17 protein-coding genes are annotated in these 16163 nt (G+C 61.5%); 4 read left to right on the forward strand and 13 right to left on the reverse strand.

Features of this window, described 5'->3' with window-relative positions; genetic code table 11:
• Positions 1 to 2: 2 nt before the first annotated feature.
• Positions 3 to 1904, reverse strand: a complete 1902-nt coding sequence (locus MHX65_RS03405) for a phospholipase C (protein ID WP_239268668.1) — start codon at positions 1902 to 1904, stop codon at positions 3 to 5.
• Positions 1905 to 2154: 250 nt separating this feature from the next.
• Complete coding sequence (gene lepA, locus MHX65_RS03410; RefSeq protein ID WP_239268670.1) at positions 2155 to 4005, reverse strand: translation elongation factor 4; 1851 nt, start codon at positions 4003 to 4005, stop codon at positions 2155 to 2157.
• 18 nt (positions 4006 to 4023) lie between these two features.
• Between lepA and MHX65_RS03415 the strand changes: the two genes are divergently transcribed.
• Complete coding sequence (locus tag MHX65_RS03415; protein ID WP_239268672.1) at positions 4024 to 4560, forward strand: type II toxin-antitoxin system PemK/MazF family toxin; 537 nt, start codon at positions 4024 to 4026, stop codon at positions 4558 to 4560.
• Positions 4561 to 4781: 221 nt separating this feature from the next.
• Positions 4782 to 5045 (forward strand): 30S ribosomal protein S20, encoded by a 264-nt coding sequence (gene rpsT / locus MHX65_RS03420; protein WP_023023493.1) that lies wholly within the window; start codon positions 4782 to 4784, stop codon positions 5043 to 5045.
• An 85-nt stretch (positions 5046 to 5130) separates the two neighbouring features.
• Here rpsT and MHX65_RS03425 read toward each other — a convergent pair whose 3' ends face one another.
• Positions 5131 to 5709, reverse strand: a complete 579-nt coding sequence (locus MHX65_RS03425) for a TetR/AcrR family transcriptional regulator (RefSeq protein ID WP_239268674.1) — start codon at positions 5707 to 5709, stop codon at positions 5131 to 5133.
• 342 nt (positions 5710 to 6051) lie between these two features.
• On the opposite strand from MHX65_RS03425, the gene MHX65_RS03430 reads away from it, so the two are divergent.
• Both MHX65_RS03430 and MHX65_RS03435 read left to right on the forward strand, forming a co-directional pair.
• Entirely contained in the window at positions 6052 to 6894 is an 843-nt protein-coding gene (locus MHX65_RS03430) for a DNA adenine methylase (protein WP_239268676.1), read from the forward strand.
• Positions 6887 to 8248, forward strand: a complete 1362-nt coding sequence (locus MHX65_RS03435) for a type II restriction enzyme (protein ID WP_239268678.1) — start codon at positions 6887 to 6889, stop codon at positions 8246 to 8248. The genes MHX65_RS03430 and MHX65_RS03435 overlap by 8 nt, the downstream gene beginning before the upstream one ends.
• Here MHX65_RS03435 and MHX65_RS03440 read toward each other — a convergent pair.
• From MHX65_RS03440 to MHX65_RS03485, 10 genes are all read right to left on the reverse strand, one after another.
• Positions 8245 to 8892 (reverse strand): LysE family translocator, encoded by a 648-nt coding sequence (locus tag MHX65_RS03440; RefSeq protein ID WP_239268680.1) that lies wholly within the window; start codon positions 8890 to 8892, stop codon positions 8245 to 8247. The two genes, MHX65_RS03435 and MHX65_RS03440, sit on opposite strands and share 4 nt — an antisense overlap.
• On the reverse strand, positions 8889 to 9278 hold the full coding sequence (locus MHX65_RS03445; RefSeq protein WP_034659054.1) for an ankyrin repeat domain-containing protein: 390 nt from the start codon (positions 9276 to 9278) through the stop codon (positions 8889 to 8891). Before MHX65_RS03445 ends, MHX65_RS03440 begins: the two co-directional genes overlap by 4 nt.
• Positions 9279 to 9288: 10 nt before the next feature.
• Entirely contained in the window at positions 9289 to 10257 is a 969-nt protein-coding gene (gene holA, locus MHX65_RS03450; RefSeq protein WP_239268681.1) for a DNA polymerase III subunit delta, read from the reverse strand.
• Positions 10258 to 10264: 7 nt separating this feature from the next.
• The gene (locus MHX65_RS03455; RefSeq protein WP_239268683.1) at positions 10265 to 11677 is read right to left on the reverse strand and encodes a ComEC/Rec2 family competence protein; all 1413 of its coding nucleotides are present in this window, start codon (positions 11675 to 11677) and stop codon (positions 10265 to 10267) included.
• Between the two features lie 20 nt (positions 11678 to 11697).
• Positions 11698 to 12375: a ComEA family DNA-binding protein gene (locus MHX65_RS03460; protein ID WP_239268685.1), complete on the reverse strand. Its 678-nt coding sequence runs from the start codon at positions 12373 to 12375 to the stop codon at positions 11698 to 11700.
• A 158-nt stretch (positions 12376 to 12533) separates the two neighbouring features.
• The gene (locus MHX65_RS03465) at positions 12534 to 13331 is read right to left on the reverse strand and encodes a DegV family protein (RefSeq protein WP_239268687.1); all 798 of its coding nucleotides are present in this window, start codon (positions 13329 to 13331) and stop codon (positions 12534 to 12536) included.
• On the reverse strand, positions 13331 to 14029 hold the full coding sequence (locus MHX65_RS03470) for a histidine phosphatase family protein (RefSeq protein ID WP_005277992.1): 699 nt from the start codon (positions 14027 to 14029) through the stop codon (positions 13331 to 13333). Before MHX65_RS03470 ends, MHX65_RS03465 begins: the two co-directional genes overlap by 1 nt.
• 7 nt (positions 14030 to 14036) lie before the next feature.
• Positions 14037 to 14480, reverse strand: a complete 444-nt coding sequence (rsfS, locus tag MHX65_RS03475; protein WP_198010486.1) for a ribosome silencing factor — start codon at positions 14478 to 14480, stop codon at positions 14037 to 14039.
• A 117-nt stretch (positions 14481 to 14597) separates the two neighbouring features.
• Positions 14598 to 15215 (reverse strand): nicotinate-nucleotide adenylyltransferase, encoded by a 618-nt coding sequence (gene nadD, locus MHX65_RS03480; protein ID WP_023023517.1) that lies wholly within the window; start codon positions 15213 to 15215, stop codon positions 14598 to 14600.
• An 18-nt stretch (positions 15216 to 15233) separates the two neighbouring features.
• A complete protein-coding gene (locus tag MHX65_RS03485) occupies positions 15234 to 16160 on the reverse strand; it encodes a cutinase family protein (protein WP_239268689.1) in 927 nt (308 codons plus the stop codon).
• Positions 16161 to 16163: the final 3 nt, after the last annotated feature.

Consider the following 16163-nt stretch of genomic DNA (forward strand, 5'->3'; position numbering starts at 1 on the left):
ACTTAGAACGGCAGGTTCTTCAAATCTAGGCCGGGGTGACCGCTCATGAACCAGCCGATGATGCCGGCGGCGATGCCCAGTGCGGCGAGGATGCCGATGATGCCTGCCTTGGAGGACCCGGAAGCGGCGTGGTTGGTGTCCGGCTGCTGGGCCTTATCCAGCGTGGTCACGGCGGGAACGCCCTGCTCGGTGACCTTGGTGTCATTCATGCCATCGACAACCGGCTTCAGATTGGTGCCAGCGCGTGAGGTGTCATCCACGCGCTCTACGGAGTCATAATCTTCTGCGACAGTGCCATCGGTTTCATTGAGGAAGAGCTTCGGAGCCTTATCTGCAGCCGCAAAGTCGAACATGCCGGTGAGCGCACCTGCGCGGTCATCGAAGGAATCGCCGCCCAAGCGGCCGAGGCCCCAGTTGTCCTGGATGAACTGGGTTACCGAGGTCTGCTCGGTATAGGTGGAATCGATGTGGTTGGTCTTGGCGTAGGGGGATACAACCAGCAGCGGCTGGCGGGTGCCGGGTCCGCACTGGCCGTTCTTATCGCCCTTGATGCCTACCTTTGCGGCAGCGGCGGTGCAGATTTCCTTATCCTGGTGCGGGTCGGCGGAGCCATTGAGGATTTCCGGCGCCTTGTGGTCGTACCAGCCATCGGAATCGTCGTAAGCGATGACGACGGCGGTGGAATCCCACTCCGGGGAGTTTTGCAGCTCGTTGATGTAGTGGGTGATAAACGCCTGCTCATCCAGTGGGTTGGAGTAGCCGGCGTGGCCATCCTGGTAGTTGGCGGCCTTGAGGAAGGACACGGAGGGCAGGTTGCCCTGCTCGATGGCGGTATCGAAGTCCGCGAGGTCGTACTGGTGGTTTGCCTGGTCGGTCTTGCCAATCATGTCATCGCTGGACGGGGCCAGGTGGTGCGGGTTGGCGGTAGAGGCGTAGTACTGGAACGGCTCGTGGTGCGGGTTGTAATCCGTCTGGTTCTGACCGGTCAGCGTGGTGTGCGAAGAACCGCAGCGGGCGCGAGAGTCCTTCGTCGCCTCATCGGTGGGGCGGAATCCGCCTTGGAACCAGCCCCAGGTGACGTCCTTATCGTTGAGCTGGTCACCGATGTTCTTGGAGTGCATCGCGGTGACCTGGTTGGTACCGGCGGAGGACTTATTGGAGCAGTCATCGAAAAGCGGGTCCGGGTCGCCCACCACGGTGGCAGTGCTGCCGTCCTCGGATACGCCGGCCAGGGCGTGGTTCTTGCCATCTTCGATTTTCTGCTGGTCACCCGTGGCTGGGTCGTGCATGGTGGCATCCGCGACGGTGCCGGAAATCAGGTTCAGCGCTCCCGGGGTGGAGGGGCCGAAGATGGTGGAAAAGCTGTTGTCATTCAGCGCGAAGTTCTGCGCGTAGTTCCACATGCCGGTCACGGTATTGCCGTCGTAGTATCCCATGGTCATGCCGGGGGTGGCGTACGAGCCTTCGCCATACTTATCGATGTCCGTGGACACCGTCTCCGGGAACTTGTCCATCTTGCCGCCGTTGTAGGCTTCCTGCTCATCGGCGTAATGGTGGTTCTGGTCCGTGGTCACGGCGTGTTCGGGAGCGATGCGGAAGGGCTTGATGGAGTTGGGGTTCTTCTCCCCCAGCAGGTCAGTATTTTCGAGGTTTTCTGCCCGAGGGGTGTCGTCCTTGGCGGTGAATTTGGGGGCGGGCTTCTCGCTGCCCTGGAGTTTCTCGTCGTCGTTATTTGCGGCGTGGGGGTAGGTGCCGAAGTAGTGGTCGAAGGAAATGTTTTCGGAGTAAATGACCACGACGTGATCGATGGGGGTCTTGGTTTCGGCCTGTGCGATACCGGGGGCCAAGAAAGTTGTGGCAGCGGCTGCGGCGCACACTGCCACAGCGCGAGAGCGAAGCTTCATCTTATTTTCCGCCTTAAGTTAAACGAGTGAAACAAAGAGGGAGAAAGTGGCTGTGGCTCGCCGAAGAGTCATCGGTCGCTTTCGAATCGAAATTAAACGCCGCGAAACCATAAACCGCAAACACTCAAAATGGGCATTCCCAGTCTCAGGAATGCCCTATAGGTGCAGCTCAGCCTCGCTTTTAGGCGGCGGCCACCGCGGAGATTGTTAACTGAAAGTTAAGGTACTATTACGCTGCGCTTTCCAGTGCCTAGTCGTCCCCGTCGGTCGACAGTGCCGCCACAAAGGCCTCCTGCGGCACCGACACGGAGCCCAAGGTCTTCATGCGCTTTTTACCCGCCTTCTGCTTTTCCAGCAGCTTGCGCTTACGCGAAATATCGCCGCCGTAGCACTTGGCCAGCACGTCCTTGCGCATGGCGCGGATGTTTTCGCGGGCGATGACCTTGGTGCCAATAGCCGCCTGGACGGGGACCTCGAATTGCTGGCGCGGGATGAGCTCTTTGAGCTTCTTGGTCATCTTATTGCCGTACCACTGGGCGGAATCGCGGTGGATGATGGCGGAGAAGGCATCCACCGGGTCGCCGTTGAGGAGGATATCCACCTTAACGAGGTCCGATTGCTGCTCACCGGCCTCCTCATAGTTGAGCGAGGCGTAGCCCTTGGTGCGGGATTTCAACATGTCGAAGAAATCAAAGATGATTTCGCCCAAGGGCATGGTGTAGCGCAGCTCCACGCGGTCTTCGGACAGGTAATCCATCCCGCCCATCTGGCCACGCTTGGATTGGCATAGCTCCATCGTCGGGCCGACGAACTGCTCGGGCACGATGACGGTCATGGAAACAATGGGCTCGTAGACCTCATTGAGCTTGCCTTCCGGCCAATCTGAAGGGTTGTGAACCCAGCTTTCCTCGCCGTCTTCTGCCACCACGCGGTAGGTCACGGACGGGGCGGTAGAAATCAGGTCGAGTCCGAACTCGCGCTCCAGGCGGTCGCGGGTGATTTCCATGTGCAGCAGGCCCAAGAAACCGCAGCGGAAGCCAAAGCCTAGGGCGACGGAGGTCTCGGGTTCGAATGTCAAGGAGGCATCGTTAAGCTGCAGCTTTTCCAGCGCATCGCGCAGGTCGGGGAAATCGGCCTGGGAGATGGGGAAAAGCCCGGAATAGACCATCGGGTCAGGGTCCTTGTAGCCCTTCAGCGGGGTCTCGGCGCCGCCGTGGGACCAGGTAACGGTATCGCCCACCTTGGTCTCGCGCACGTCCTTCACGCCGGTAATCAGGTAGCCCACCTCGCCAGGGCCCAATCCCTCACACTTTTGCATCGTGGGCGAGACGATGCCGATTTCCAGCAGCTCGTGGTTGGCGTTGGTGGACATCATCGTCACCTTCTGGCGCGGGGTGAGCTTGCCGTCCACCATGCGGATATAGGTCACCACGCCGCGGTAGGTGTCATAGACGGAGTCAAAAATCATCGCGCGCGCGGGGGCATCGGGAGTGTGCTCCGAGGAGGGCGGCGGCACCAACTCGCAGACCTTATCGAGCAGCTCGACCACGCCCTCGCCGGTCTTGCCCGATACCTTCAGCACTTCCTCGGGCTCGCAGCCGATGATATTGGCGATTTCCAGCGCGTACTTTTCCGGATCCGCCGCAGGCAGGTCGATCTTATTGAGCACTGGGATGATTTCCAGGTCATTTTCCATCGCCAGGTACAGGTTGGCGAGGGTTTGGGCTTCGATGCCCTGGGCGGCATCGACAAGCAGAATGGCGCCTTCACACGCCTCGAGCGCACGGGAGACTTCGTACGTAAAGTCCACGTGGCCGGGCGTGTCGATCATCTGCATGACGATCTGCTCGCCTGCCGATGCCCCAGATTGCGGCACCCACGGCAGGCGCACGTTCTGCGCCTTAATAGTAATGCCGCGTTCGCGCTCGATATCCATGTTATCGAGGAACTGGTCACGCATATCGCGCTCCGCAACCACCTTAGATAGCTGCAGGATGCGGTCTGCCAGCGTCGACTTTCCGTGGTCGATGTGAGCAATAATGCAGAAATTACGGATCCGGGAGGGATCCGTAAACGTCGTGGCCGCAAAGTTTTCAGACATACGTCTACAATAGTCGACATGAATTCCGGCATGCTCACCCGTCTGCGCGAGGCGCTCGGAATCAGCGAGCGCGAGCCCGTGGACTCCGGCCTCAACCGCATCAACTCCCAGTTAGGGCTGGATAGGTCCACCCACAACCACGAGCCGCGCAAGGCCGCCTCCATCCAGGTCGAGGCCACCGCGGCGCACCCCCGCTCCATCTTCTTCTCCCCCGATATGGATGGCCAGGCCGATTCCGGCGAGGTGGTATGGGTGTGGACGCCATCGGAAGGCAAGCAGTCGCCTCCCCGCGAGCGCGCCATCTTGGTGATCGGGCGCACCCGCACCACCGTGACGGGCCTGCTCATTTCCGCCAACCCGGAGCATGCGCTTGACGATGCCTGGCTCGAAATCGGCAGCGGCGAATGGGACGCCTCCGGGCGCAATTGTTGGGTGCGCTTGGACCGTTTATTGGAGGTTTCCGAGGAGCAGGTGCGCCGCCAGGGCATCCTTTTTCCAGAACGCAGGTTCGAACGGATTGCGAACCGCTTGCGCTCGCGCTATCACTGGGCGTAGCTCAGCGGCGTGGCGGCGGCAGACTTGGCTGATGCGCGGTTGCGCTGCTACTATGTGCAAGTTACTTACTTTCCGGGCGCGTTGGTCGGGGCGGGCAGGACCTTGGGTTCGCTCTTCGAATACCAACGCCGAGCGCTTCTCCACGCTTAGTGGGGATCACGGGACACGTCCGGCGGGTTTGTTTCTGAATCAATCATCTTCGATTATCAAGAGGTATTTTCATGGCTAATATCAAGTCCAAGCAGAAGCGCGTTCTGACCAACGAGAAGTCTCGTCAGCGCAACAAGAGCGTACGTTCCGCGGTTCGCACCGAGATCCGCAAGTTCCACGCAGCCGTAGAGACTGGTGACAAGGCTGCAGCTGAAAAGCAGCTGCGCGTCGCTTCCCGTGCGCTGGATAAGTCCGTTTCCAAGGGCGTCTTCCACCGCAACGCTGCTGCCAACAAGAAGTCCGGTTTGGCCACCGCCTTCAACAAGATGGACTAGTAACTAGCCTTCTTGTCTCCCCCGAGCAAAGCGCTGCCTGTGTGCAGCGGCTTGTTCGGGGGATTTTTATTGCGCCGAGGTGGACCTAGGCTAGGTCATCATCGAAGTAGGCCTCGAAGATCTTGCCTGCATCCGCATAGGCCACCGACAAAGATGTACGGCCATGGGTTTCGACGAAAGTCTGGATGGCGGTTTGAAACTGCGTGTGGATGATATTGACCGTCGGAATGAGCCTCAGATCCGAGGCCTTCCACCCTTCGCGCGCTTGCAATGCCCGGCGGATGTGCATCATGACGCGTTCGTTTCGGCGCCAATACATGGACAATAACTTCCCGTCTTGGGAAAGCGCCTGGGCGGTTAATTGGGAAATCTCCGGGAAATGATCGTTACCCACGGCGTGATCAAATTCCGCATTCGCCATGATGGCAGAATCCTCCCGCAGGCTACCCGTGGGCAGGCCTGCGGCGAAGTTCTGCAATTGCTGGTCGAACTTTTCCGAAACCTCTGGGCCCAGAACCGCCGATTCCTTATCCTTGACGTAGTTAAAAAGGGTGCGCCGCGATATCCCTACGTCTTGTGCAAGCTCTTCCATGGTGAACCCGTCATATCCGTGGTCAATGACGAGCCGCAGTGCTGCGACGCGGATTTCTGAAATGCGCGGCATACTCTCTCCCCTCTTCCTCACGATATTCAACCCGTGGAAACCCAACTATTCAACCCCATAAATATGGTATTTTTCTTCACCTTATAGTCTTTCTGCCCACCACGAAAAACCGACCCTTGGTAGGCTTGCCTAACCGTCTTAAATCACCGAAGTTACAGCATGTCAATACGACGTTCCCAGCCCACGACGGCAAAGCAGGCGCCTACTCAAACGCTAAGACAGCTACTGAAGCAGGCGCTTGATCGCCGGGACATTTTACGCTGTAGCAACCAGTTTATGGGCTTATACGTTCGAAAGGGTGATGGTGTTCGTGTCTGCGGGGGCGGCTAAGATAAGTCACCAATGAACAACGTCAAGCCTCTGGTGAAATGGGCCGGCGGAAAACGCCAGCTCTTGCCGCATATTCACGCCGCCCTGCCCGCTGGGACGCCGCGGCGTTATTATGAACCCTTCATCGGCGGCGGAGCGGTTTTATTTTCGCTCACCCCGGCCTCAGCGCGGGTCAATGACCTCAACTCGGAGCTGATTAATTTATATGAGGTAGTGCGCGAAGGTGTCGACGAGCTCATCGGCTTGGTATCGACGTATCCGAACGACGCGGACTTTTTCTACCAGCTGCGCGCGGTGGACCGGGATGCGGAACGATTCGCGGCGCTTTCTGCCACCGAGCGCGCCGCGCGGACGCTGTATCTGAATAAGACCTGCTATAACGGCCTGTACCGGGTAAATTCCGCGGGGCAATTCAATGCGCCTTTTGGACGCTATAAAAACCCCACTATCTGTGATGCGGATACGCTGCGCGGGGTCCACCGGTATTTTCGGGACAATGACGTTACCTTCACGCAGGGCGATTTCGCTGCGGCGGTGGCAGGTGCTGGTGAGGGAGACTTTGTCTATTTCGATCCGCCCTATGACCCGGTCAACGTCACCAGTTCCTTTACCGGTTATCAAAAGGGCGGTTTTGACCGCGCGGAACAAGAGCGATTGAAGGCGGTGTGCGATGACCTCGATGCCCGCGGGGTGAAGTTCCTCCTCTCTAATTCCGCCACGGAGTTCATCCGCGACCTCTACGCGGATTTTTCCATCGACACCGTTGCGGCCACCCGCGCCATCAACTCCGTGGGATCGCGCCGCGGCAAGGTAGATGAAGTGCTCGTGCGTAACTACGAGGTGGGCCATGAGTAAAGTACCGAGCGCCCAAGAACAGCGGGAGCTTCGCACGCTGTTCGGTGTCCCAGAGGGCGAAAAGCTTGGCCTCGATGATTGGGGCTGGCTGCGCATCGTGGCCTCGGGGTGTGGCGAGCAGCTAGAAGAAAAAGGATACTTCTACCTCACGGCCAAAGAGCTAAAGGAGCTCTCCGGCCGGGAGCCGCGGCTGATGGCCAAACACGACTTTTCCACCTCTCGGCCGTGGATTTTCAAGGAATTGGGGCTTGGGATTCTCCCGGTTAGCCGCAGCGAATACTTTGTCGGGCCATTGGACCTGTATGAACAGTTCCCGGAGCCCACCCACGCCGGGGCGGGTTCCGTGCGCACGCTGGACATGCCCGCGGGCCTTGACACCCTCGATATCGAAAGCGTGAACTCGGAATCGATGGCGTTGAATGTGGCATCGGCAAGCGGCATGCTTGAGCACTTCTTGGGATGCGAACCATTGCAGGCCACCGTCGCTGGGCGCATGTCGTCGCTGGAGATGACCATTCCGGTGCCGGATCTTGGGCTGAAAGTCAAGGTCGACCGCGCGCAGATGGAAATCGACGGCGGCTTCGAATCCCTCGAGCATTTGGTGCTGGTGGAGGCGAAAAATCACATCTCCGAAGACTTCAATATCCGGCAATTGTATTTTCCGTACCGGCGTTTCCAGCAATGGCTATCCAAGGCCGTGGTGCCGGTCTTTTTGGTCTACTCGAATGGGATTTTCCACCTGTATCGGTACGACTTCAGCGATCCCGCGGATTTTCGCAGCATCGCGCTGGTAGACCACGCTCGCTACGCCCTGAGCGCTTCGCACCTCAACGTGGAGGATGCGCTGGGCATCATTGGCTCCGTCGAGGCCGAGCCGGAGCCGGCGGGGATTCCCTTCCCACAGGCCAATAGCTTCGAGCGCGTGGTCAACCTGGTGGAGCTCATCGCGCAGCAGCCGATGAGCAAGGAGGACATCGCCGAGCAGTACGATTTCCATCTGCGCCAGGCGGACTATTACGCCAATGCGGCCTGCTACCTCGGGCTGCTGGCGCTTGCCGATGGTCACTATCAGCTCACCCCTCGCGGCGAAAAGGCCATCGCACAGCCGCGGCGCGATGGGCGCAACGCTGCCCTGCTGCGCGCGTTGGCGGCGCGGCAGGTATTCCGGCAGGCGCTAGAGGTGAGCCTGCGGCGTGGGAAGGTGGCCGAGGCGCACGAGATAGCGGCGGCGATAGAAGGACTCGGCTTGGGCGCTGGCACGGCGAGGCGGCGGGCCTCGACGGTGGCGCGGTGGATCCAGTGGGCGCTGGATGTGGTGGCAGAGGGCGAACCTGAAACCCTGCCCGGGCTTTAAGCCACGAGCTGCTGTACACCAGCGACCACGAGCGCGAGGCCGGCGATGATGAAGAACAGGCCCGATCCGATATCGATCCACGGGCCCGCGGCGATGAGCTTGCGGCGCACCGCATTCGTGGAAATCACCGTGGCCACCACGAGGAAGAAGGCGAAGGCCGATAGCGCCAGCGCCAGGGTTAAGGCGATGGCCAGCCACAACGGCGGGGATGCCGGCAGCTGCGGGGCGATCATGGCGGCGAGGAACAATACGATCTTCGGGTTGGACAGGTTCGTTGCCAGCCCCATCTTGAAGGAATGGCGCAGCCGGCCCAGCTTGGCCTCGGCGTCCTCCAGATCAACGGGCGGGTTGGTGCGCTGTTCGAGGCCGCTGCGCAGCGCCCGCCATCCCATGAAAACGAGGAAACTGCCGCCGATTGCCTGGACCGCGCCTAAGATTCCGGGGAAAGCGGTCAGGAGGGCGGCCGCACCAAAGACCGTGGCGCCGCACCAGAACAACACGCCGATTTGAATGCCCGCGGCCGCGGCGATGGCATGGCGGCGCGACTTGGTGGCGTAGCGGGTGACCAGGATGATATCCGGGCCTGGCGAGGCCACACCCACCAGGTTCATCAGGAGGATGGTGAAAAATGAAGTCCAGCTCACTGCGCGGACTCGCCTTCCAGGCGGCCGAGCAGATCCTCGCGGCCAAACATGCGGGCCGAATCGATGGCGGTTGGTTGGCCGGCGGTAGCGGAGGCGCCGGCGTTTAGGAGGGCATCGACAACCGCGTCTTCTTTTTTGAAGATCGCACCTGCCAGGGGTGACTGGCCGCGATCATTGAGCAAGTTCACGTCGGCGCCGGCCTTCGCTAGCGCGGTGACGAGTTCCGCGTGGCCGTGGTAGGCGGCAAGCATGAGAAAAGACTGGCCTTCTTGGTTGACCAGATTGATATTGACGCCCTGGTCAATATAGTTCAGGAGATCCGGGTTTCCTTCCCGCGCCATGTCAAAGAGCCGGCCGGCGAATTCTTGCACTTGTTCCTCAGACATGGACTCTAGCTTAACGTGCCAATTCCGCGATTCGTTTTACGGCCGCCTCAACGGCGAATTCGGGCTCGCCACCTTGGCCTTTAACGGCGGCATCCAGTTCAGAGACGAGGATGACGGCGGCGGTGATGTCATCGGCAGTCCAGCGCCTGGCTACCGGTTGGGTCATTTTTACAACGTACGGGGCAAGCCCGGTTTGGCTGGCAAGTGTGTACTGGTCCCCGCGGGCGGAATACAGGCGCGCGATGGCACCCACCTTATTGGCCAAGGCCGCGGCGATGGCCACGGGGCTGGCGCCGAGTTGGAGGGCGCGCCGGCAGGTAGAGACGGCGGCCTCAACGCGGCCGGCGACGGCGGCATCGGCAATGTCCCAATTGGCTACCTCGGCCACGCCGACGTAATAATTACGCACCGCTTCCTGCGTCACGTTTCCACCAGTATCGGCCACGAGCTGGGAGATGGCGGAGGCAAGCTCGCGGAGGTCGGAGCCGACGCCGTCGAGTACCGCGTGCACGACATCCGGGGTGGGGCGAACGCCGTGGGAGGCGAACTCGCGGGTGGCCCACTGGCCCAGCTCATTGGGGTAGAGCGAAAAGACTTCGTGCACCTCCGCAATCTTGCGCAGCTTCGCCACCAGCTCGGGCGCCTTCTTCTTTTTCTTCAGTGTCTTCGCGGCCACGGAATAAACCACCACCATGGTCATGCCCGGCGCGGGATTAACGCAGGCGCGCAGGATGATATCGACTACCTCTTTCCCGGCGCGTTCGCAGTCCGTGATGACGATGACGCGGTTATCGCCAAACAGCGACGGGCTGGTGGCCTCCAGGATTTCGCCCTCGGAAACCTCGGAGGCCTTGAGCGTCATCAATTCGGGGCGAGTGGCCTCGCCTTCGGCCGCTGCCTTGTGGATGGTGTGGCGGGCGCGTTCGGTGAGGAATTCATCGTCGCCGAGAATGAGGTGTACGGGAGGCATGCCCATCATTTTAGCGCTAGGCGGCAAACGCACCCAGACAAACGATGCCCGCGATAACCCCTGCCAAGGTCAGCCATGGCCGGTGATACAGCAGCCCGGCGCTGACCCATCCGTACGCAAGGAGCGTAAACAGCGGGTGGGCGGTGATGGTGACCACGGGCAGGCTAGCCACGCCGTGGGCGATGGTATTGATCCACCACGCTGCGGGTTCGATGAGTTTCAATAATCCCGCGGCGACGATGCTTAAGGGGCCTAGCTGCGCGGCGATGGCCGCGAGCAACCCCACCACAGTAATGGGGGCGGTGGCGGGTGCTACCAAGACATTGGCGAGGACCGAGACGACGGATACCTCGCCGGACATGAGGGCGATAAGCGGCAGGGTGAGGATATCGGCGGCAATCGCCACGGCGACAGCGCGCAGGAAGATGGCGGGCCAGCCGGTGACCGCGAGCTGCGAATAGATAAGCGGGCTCAGCATGACGATGCCGAAGGTCGCCGCACACGATAATGCAAAACCAAAGTGCACCGCGAGGTCCGAATCCACGAAAAGCAGGGTGAGGATGCCGAGGCTGAGCGCGTGGATGGGTTCCATAGTGGACGAGTGCAGCACCGCGAGCAGGCCTACTACCCCGGCGACGGCCGCGCGCTGCACCGACGGTTCAAGGCCCACCAAGACGACATAGATGGCTAGCGCGGCCAAGGACACCGCCACTCTGGTGCGTGGACCGGCGGCGCACGCGGCGCAGACGATGGCGGCAAAGGAACAGACGATGGCCACATTGGCACCGGATACAGCGCTGAGGTGCGATAGCCCGGTATCGATGTAGAGTTCGCGGTCCGCGGGGCTTTGCAGGGAGGTATCGCCAAGCACCATGCCTGGGATAAGCCCCTGGCTGCTCGGGCCTACTGTCTCTAGTACGACCGCGCGGAAGTTATCGGCCACCCGTGCGGCCCAGCCGGCCAGGCCCGAAGGTGGCGCAGAGATGCTCAGGTGGGAGGCGTTTGCTATCACGGTCCCGACTCCGGGTTGGTCGGACTCGGAAAGCTGTACCGCTACCGTGACCTGCGTTCCGGCGGGTGCGCTCAGTGGTTCGGGGCTAAAGACCGGAAGCTGCGCGGGATAGCCCGGGACATCGAGCCGGATGAGCCAGCCGCCGGTGCTCGTTTGGGTCGGCGCGGTGACCACCCGGCCGGTGATCTCGCGGCCGAACTCGAAGGCGGCCGCTCGCGCCTGCCGCACGGCGGCTACGAAGGCGGCGGCGCTGGCGAGTACGCCGCAAAAAATGGCTTGGCCCCAGTGCCGGGCGAGCAGGCATATCCCTACGACACTGCCGATGCACGCCACGGCCCACCCCTGCCCGAAAACCAGCACCGCGATGACCGCCACCCACGCGGTCAGGGCGCCGGGAAGCAGACGGAGTTCTTTCATCTCGGCGTGGCCTCTTACGTCTACAGCTGCACGTTATCTTTGAGCTTGGCAAACTTGGCAGGGCCAATCCCACTGACCTCGAGGAGTTCCTCGACGTCCTTAAAACCCCCGCGCTCTTCGCGGAAGGAGACGATGGCTTCCGCGGTGACCTCCCCTACCCCGTTGAGATCCATGAGTTCGGCGGCGGTCGCGGAATTGAGGCTGACTTTATCGCCGCCGGCGGGTGCGGCGGTGGGGGCATCGGCAAGCGCGGGGTCGGGCGGAGCACCTTGGGGCAGGATGCGGAGCTGCTGGCCATCGGCAAGCCGCTGCGCTTGGTTGAGCGTCATGGTCTCCGCCTCCGGCAAGGGCGTGGCGGCCGCGAGGGCATCGGCGACGCGGGCACCAGGCTCGAGGGTCTTCAGGCCGGGCGCTGCAACTTCGCCGACGACGGATACGACGATTTCGCTCGCCTCCGCGCTAGGCTCGGCGGTGGTACTGCCCATCGCCGCGGGTTCGGGCATGCCGGACTCATCCGAATTGCGGGTACTAAGGCCCAGCCAGATAATGACGCCCACCACCACAATGATGGCTACCGCGCAGGCCTGCCAGCGGCTGATGCGCACGCGCGGGCGCGGGTAATCGACGTGGAGGAGTTCTTCCTCGCCGGTGGGTTGGGTAAATTCGCGGAGTCGTTCGCTGATTTTGGGTGCCGCCATAGCCCACAGGCTAGGAAGCCGCCGCGTGCGGTGCGAGAACGTGGGCGGAGGCGCTGTGGATAAGTCGTTGTAGGAAGCAACCAAACGGGTCCTGGCGGGGTGGTTATCCACAATCGGGGGCGCACAGGCCGTCGGGCTTCGCCCGTGCGTGCGAGGGCCTAGGAGCTAAATACCGCAGATACCCCAATGGCGGAGGGTCCAGCGTGCACGGCGAGCACCTCGGTTAGGGGCGTGGTGATAAAGGACGTGCCTTCTGGTAGGGCATCGCGCAAGAGGCCCTGCAGCTTGTCCGCCGCTTCGCCGGCCTGGTTATGCTGAATGGCGATGAAGGCGGGCTCCCCGGCGGCGCGGGCGGCGATGATCTCTACCACCTTGGTAAAGGCCTTGGTCTGCGTGCGGGTTTTTCCCACCAACTCCAGCTTGCCATCTACGATGGACATAATCGGCTTGGTGGCTAAAAGCGCGGTGGACAACATGGCGGTGGCCGCGGACATGCGGCCCGAGCGGCGCATATCCTCCGTGGAATGCAGGTACACCCAGGTAGCCGCGCGTTCGATGCTGTCTAGCGCCGCCGCGTGGCATTCTTCCAGCGCCGCGCCCTGTGCCGCCTTGGTAGCAGCCGCCATCGCCGCCGCGCCCATGACCATGCCGGCCGAGCCGGAATCGATAACGCGCACCGTATCGGGAAAAACCCCAGCTGCGGCCACCGCCGCCGACCACGTGGACGAAAGCTCCTTGGACAGGTGGATGGCGATCACGCCATCATCCTGCGCCTTTTCCATTTCCCGGCCGTAGGCGGCGGCCAATTCGAGGGAAGACAGGCCCGAGGTGGTGCGCAGCTTTCCGCCCTTATCCTCGCTATCCATCACGTGTAGGTCAATGACGGTGATATCGAGTTCTTCAGCGATCTCTGGGGGCAGGCTGGCCGCGGAGTCAGTAATGACGCGAACGGTCACTAGGTATCTGCCCCTCCATCACCGGTGACCTCGCCACCCATATTCCAGCCGTCGAAGTACCATTGTGCGCTCGCCACCGTCTCCGGCGTAAATTCCAGGGAGGTCACGGGGGTTTCTGGATTGAAATCCGGGCGGGCGGTCAGCTGCGACCAGTGGGTATTTTTCAGACCGGATAAAATTCCGTACTGGCCGTGATCCAAGCCCAACAGGTGGCACGTGAGCGCGGAGATTGCGCCACCGTGGGCGACGATGAGTACGGCGCCGTCATCCCAACCGGAAAATTCCTGCATGAGCTCGTCAATGACCGGGCGGGCGCGCCGTGCCACGTCCACGCGGGACTCGCCCTCTGGCGGGGCCCAGGTGGGATCGTGGCGCCAGATGGCGCGGGCGCCGGGGAATTCCGCATCCACTTCGGCAGAGCTCTTTCCCTGCCACTGCCCTAGATTGGTCTCGCGCAGGCGAGGGTCCGTAGAAAAGTCCAAGCCGAGTGATTCTGCCACTACCCGCGCGGTTTCCCGAGCGCGCTGCAAATCGGAGGCGACGATTTTTACCACGCCCTGATCCCGGAGCAGGCGCGCAGCGGCGCGGGCCTGTTCGTAGCCGACATCGGAAAGCTCAGTATCCAAGTGGCCCTGCATGCGGCCGGAGGCATTGTAGGTGGTTTGTCCGTGGCGGATCAGAATCAGGCGGCGGCTCATGGTGGGGTTAAAGCTCCTCGTCCTCGCCAGGGGCCTTTTGCGCCAATGGCAGCTCATCAATGGAATCCACGGTGCGCGGATTGATGCCGTTGGTCCAATCGCCGGGGCGCTCGGGTGGCTCAATGCCCTCAATGTCCACCAAAGGGCAATCGTGGTAGAGGCGGTCGAGCCCATAGTGCTCCCGCTGGTCCGTGCGCTGCACGTGGATGACGATATTGCCATAATCCAACAGCACCCAGCGGTTTTCGCGGTTGCCCTCGCGGCGCTGCGGCTCGAAGCCCTGAGCCGTCATCTGGTCCTCCACCTCATCCACGATGGAGCCGACCTGGCGCTCATTATCGGCAGAAGCCAGCACAAAAACCTCGGTGATGGCGAGGACATCGGAGACATCGATTGCAGCGATATTGCTTGCCAGCTTGTCCTGTGCGGCATGCGCCGCGGTTGCCGCCATGCGGCGGGCGAGATCAGAAATAGACAATGTATAAAAATTCCCTTTTCGCGTCTGGTGAGGAAGTGTCTTTTAGCTGTCTATTCTTGCACGTTCGGCGCGATTGTGCCCAAACTTGAACTATAAAGGTTTATCCGGCTGCGCCGAGTAGAGGTTATTTTTGGTGATGTATTGCACCACCCCATCCGGAACCAGGTACCACACCGGGCGGTTTTGGGCGGCCCGCTCGCGGCAATCCGTGGAAGAAATGGCCATGGCCGGGATATCGATAAGGTTGATATCCTCCCGCGAACCGGCGGGCAGCATGTCCGTACTCAGCTCGTAGCCCGGGCGCGTGACGCCCACGAAGTGCGCCATTTCCAGCATCTCTTCCCAGTTATGCCAGCTCATAATGGATTGCAGGGAATCCGCACCGGTGATGAAGTAAAACTCGGCGTCCGGAAAAAGCTCGCGCAGATCCCGCAGGGTATCGATGGTATAGGTAGGGCCCTTGCGGTCGATGTCCACGCGGGAGACGGTAAAGCGCGGGTTGGAGGCAGTTGCCACCATCGTCATCAAATACCGGTGCTCCGCGGCGGTGACCTCGCGGGAGGCCTTCTGCCACGGTTTGCCGGTGGGCACAAAGACTACGGTATCGAGGGCAAAGCGGTGCGCCGCCTCGCTGGCGGCGACCAAGTGGCCATTGTGGATTGGATCAAAGGTGCCGCCCATGATCCCAATGCGCTGGGAATTAGTCATGGCTGGAGAGTATAGCCGCTACCCTGCTGGGGAGTTAAGCCAGCCAGCCACGGTATCGGCCACGCGGGCATTGTCCTGTTCCACTGCCGCATCGCCTTCGCTATCGCGGAAATATGAGGCGTGGTGGGCGGCCTTGGTGGCCAGGGTGTCTTTGGCATTGCGCAGGTTGAGGTCGCAGACGAAGTCGCCGGCAAGGCAGTAATCGATCCGGCGATCGGCCTGCAGTGCGGCGCTGTGAGGAATGAGATATCGCGGAATCGGCCCGGCCATGCCGCCGGGACGCCGCAAGGGATTGCCCAGGTAGATCGCCCCGGCGAGCTTGTCCTGGGACGCGAGGTAGCGCTCCGCGCTGGTGGCGATAATGGCTCCTTGCGAATACCCAGCGGTGATATAGCGCGGGCTGCAGCCGGTTTCCTCTTCGTACTTCTCCACCACACGCGGCGCGTTGTTCATACCGCTGCGCAGGCTCTGCACAAAGCCAACGGTGACCTGATAGACCAGCTCATGCAAGGGATGTTCCAGCAGCACCCCGCCCAAGCGGCGCATCAGCTGCAGCGGGCCCAGGTTTTCGCCCTCTTGGGCCAACGGTGGAAGGTTCATAGAGGCCGGATATGCATCCGCATCCAACGCCAGCACGTAGGCATTATCCATGGTTCCGGGGTGGCGTTGTTCTACCAGGTGGAAGAGCGCTGCGAGGTTGGGACCTTCATAGCCATTGGATTCCGCGCCCTGGTCCGAATAGCGCTGCGGGCCGAAGTACTCCCCGTGTTCCTCATTTTGGTCCGAGCCGCGCGCGGCAAGGAATACATAGTCGGGGCAGGTCTCGGCCGGCGGATGAGTCTCCCCCGCTGCCGCGACAGGTGTGAGCACAGACATGCCAAGCGCCGCCGTGGCGGAGATAGCTACAAAGCCAGCGGCGGCGCGAGAGAGAGGAAAAAGGCGCACGTT

This window comes from Corynebacterium sp. ACRPS (genome assembly GCF_022346005.1).
In the GTDB taxonomy this organism is placed as follows: Bacteria; Actinomycetota; Actinomycetes; order Mycobacteriales; family Mycobacteriaceae; genus Corynebacterium.

Bases quoted from the DNA above. Each gene is read 5' to 3' on its own strand.
- rpsT (WP_023023493.1), top strand. From the start codon at position 4,782: ATGGCTAATATCAAGTCCAAGCAGAAGCGCGTTCTGACCAACGAGAAG.
- MHX65_RS03445 (WP_034659054.1), bottom strand. From the start codon at position 9,278: ATGTCTGAGGAACAAGTGCAAGAATTCGCCGGCCGGCTCTTTGACATG.
- MHX65_RS03430 (WP_239268676.1), top strand. From the start codon at position 6,052: ATGAACAACGTCAAGCCTCTGGTGAAATGGGCCGGCGGAAAACGCCAG.
- MHX65_RS03405 (WP_239268668.1), bottom strand. From the start codon at position 1,904: ATGAAGCTTCGCTCTCGCGCTGTGGCAGTGTGCGCCGCAGCCGCTGCC.
- nadD (WP_023023517.1), bottom strand. From the start codon at position 15,215: ATGACTAATTCCCAGCGCATTGGGATCATGGGCGGCACCTTTGATCCA.
- MHX65_RS03470 (WP_005277992.1), bottom strand. From the start codon at position 14,029: ATGAGCCGCCGCCTGATTCTGATCCGCCACGGACAAACCACCTACAAT.
- holA (WP_239268681.1), bottom strand. From the start codon at position 10,257: ATGATGGGCATGCCTCCCGTACACCTCATTCTCGGCGACGATGAATTC.
- MHX65_RS03455 (WP_239268683.1), bottom strand. From the start codon at position 11,677: ATGAAAGAACTCCGTCTGCTTCCCGGCGCCCTGACCGCGTGGGTGGCG.
- MHX65_RS03415 (WP_239268672.1), top strand. From the start codon at position 4,024: ATGAATTCCGGCATGCTCACCCGTCTGCGCGAGGCGCTCGGAATCAGC.
- lepA (WP_239268670.1), bottom strand. From the start codon at position 4,005: ATGTCTGAAAACTTTGCGGCCACGACGTTTACGGATCCCTCCCGGATC.
- MHX65_RS03425 (WP_239268674.1), bottom strand. From the start codon at position 5,709: ATGCCGCGCATTTCAGAAATCCGCGTCGCAGCACTGCGGCTCGTCATT.
- rsfS (WP_198010486.1), bottom strand. From the start codon at position 14,480: ATGGCGGCAACCGCGGCGCATGCCGCACAGGACAAGCTGGCAAGCAAT.
- MHX65_RS03460 (WP_239268685.1), bottom strand. From the start codon at position 12,375: ATGGCGGCACCCAAAATCAGCGAACGACTCCGCGAATTTACCCAACCC.
- MHX65_RS03435 (WP_239268678.1), top strand. From the start codon at position 6,887: ATGAGTAAAGTACCGAGCGCCCAAGAACAGCGGGAGCTTCGCACGCTG.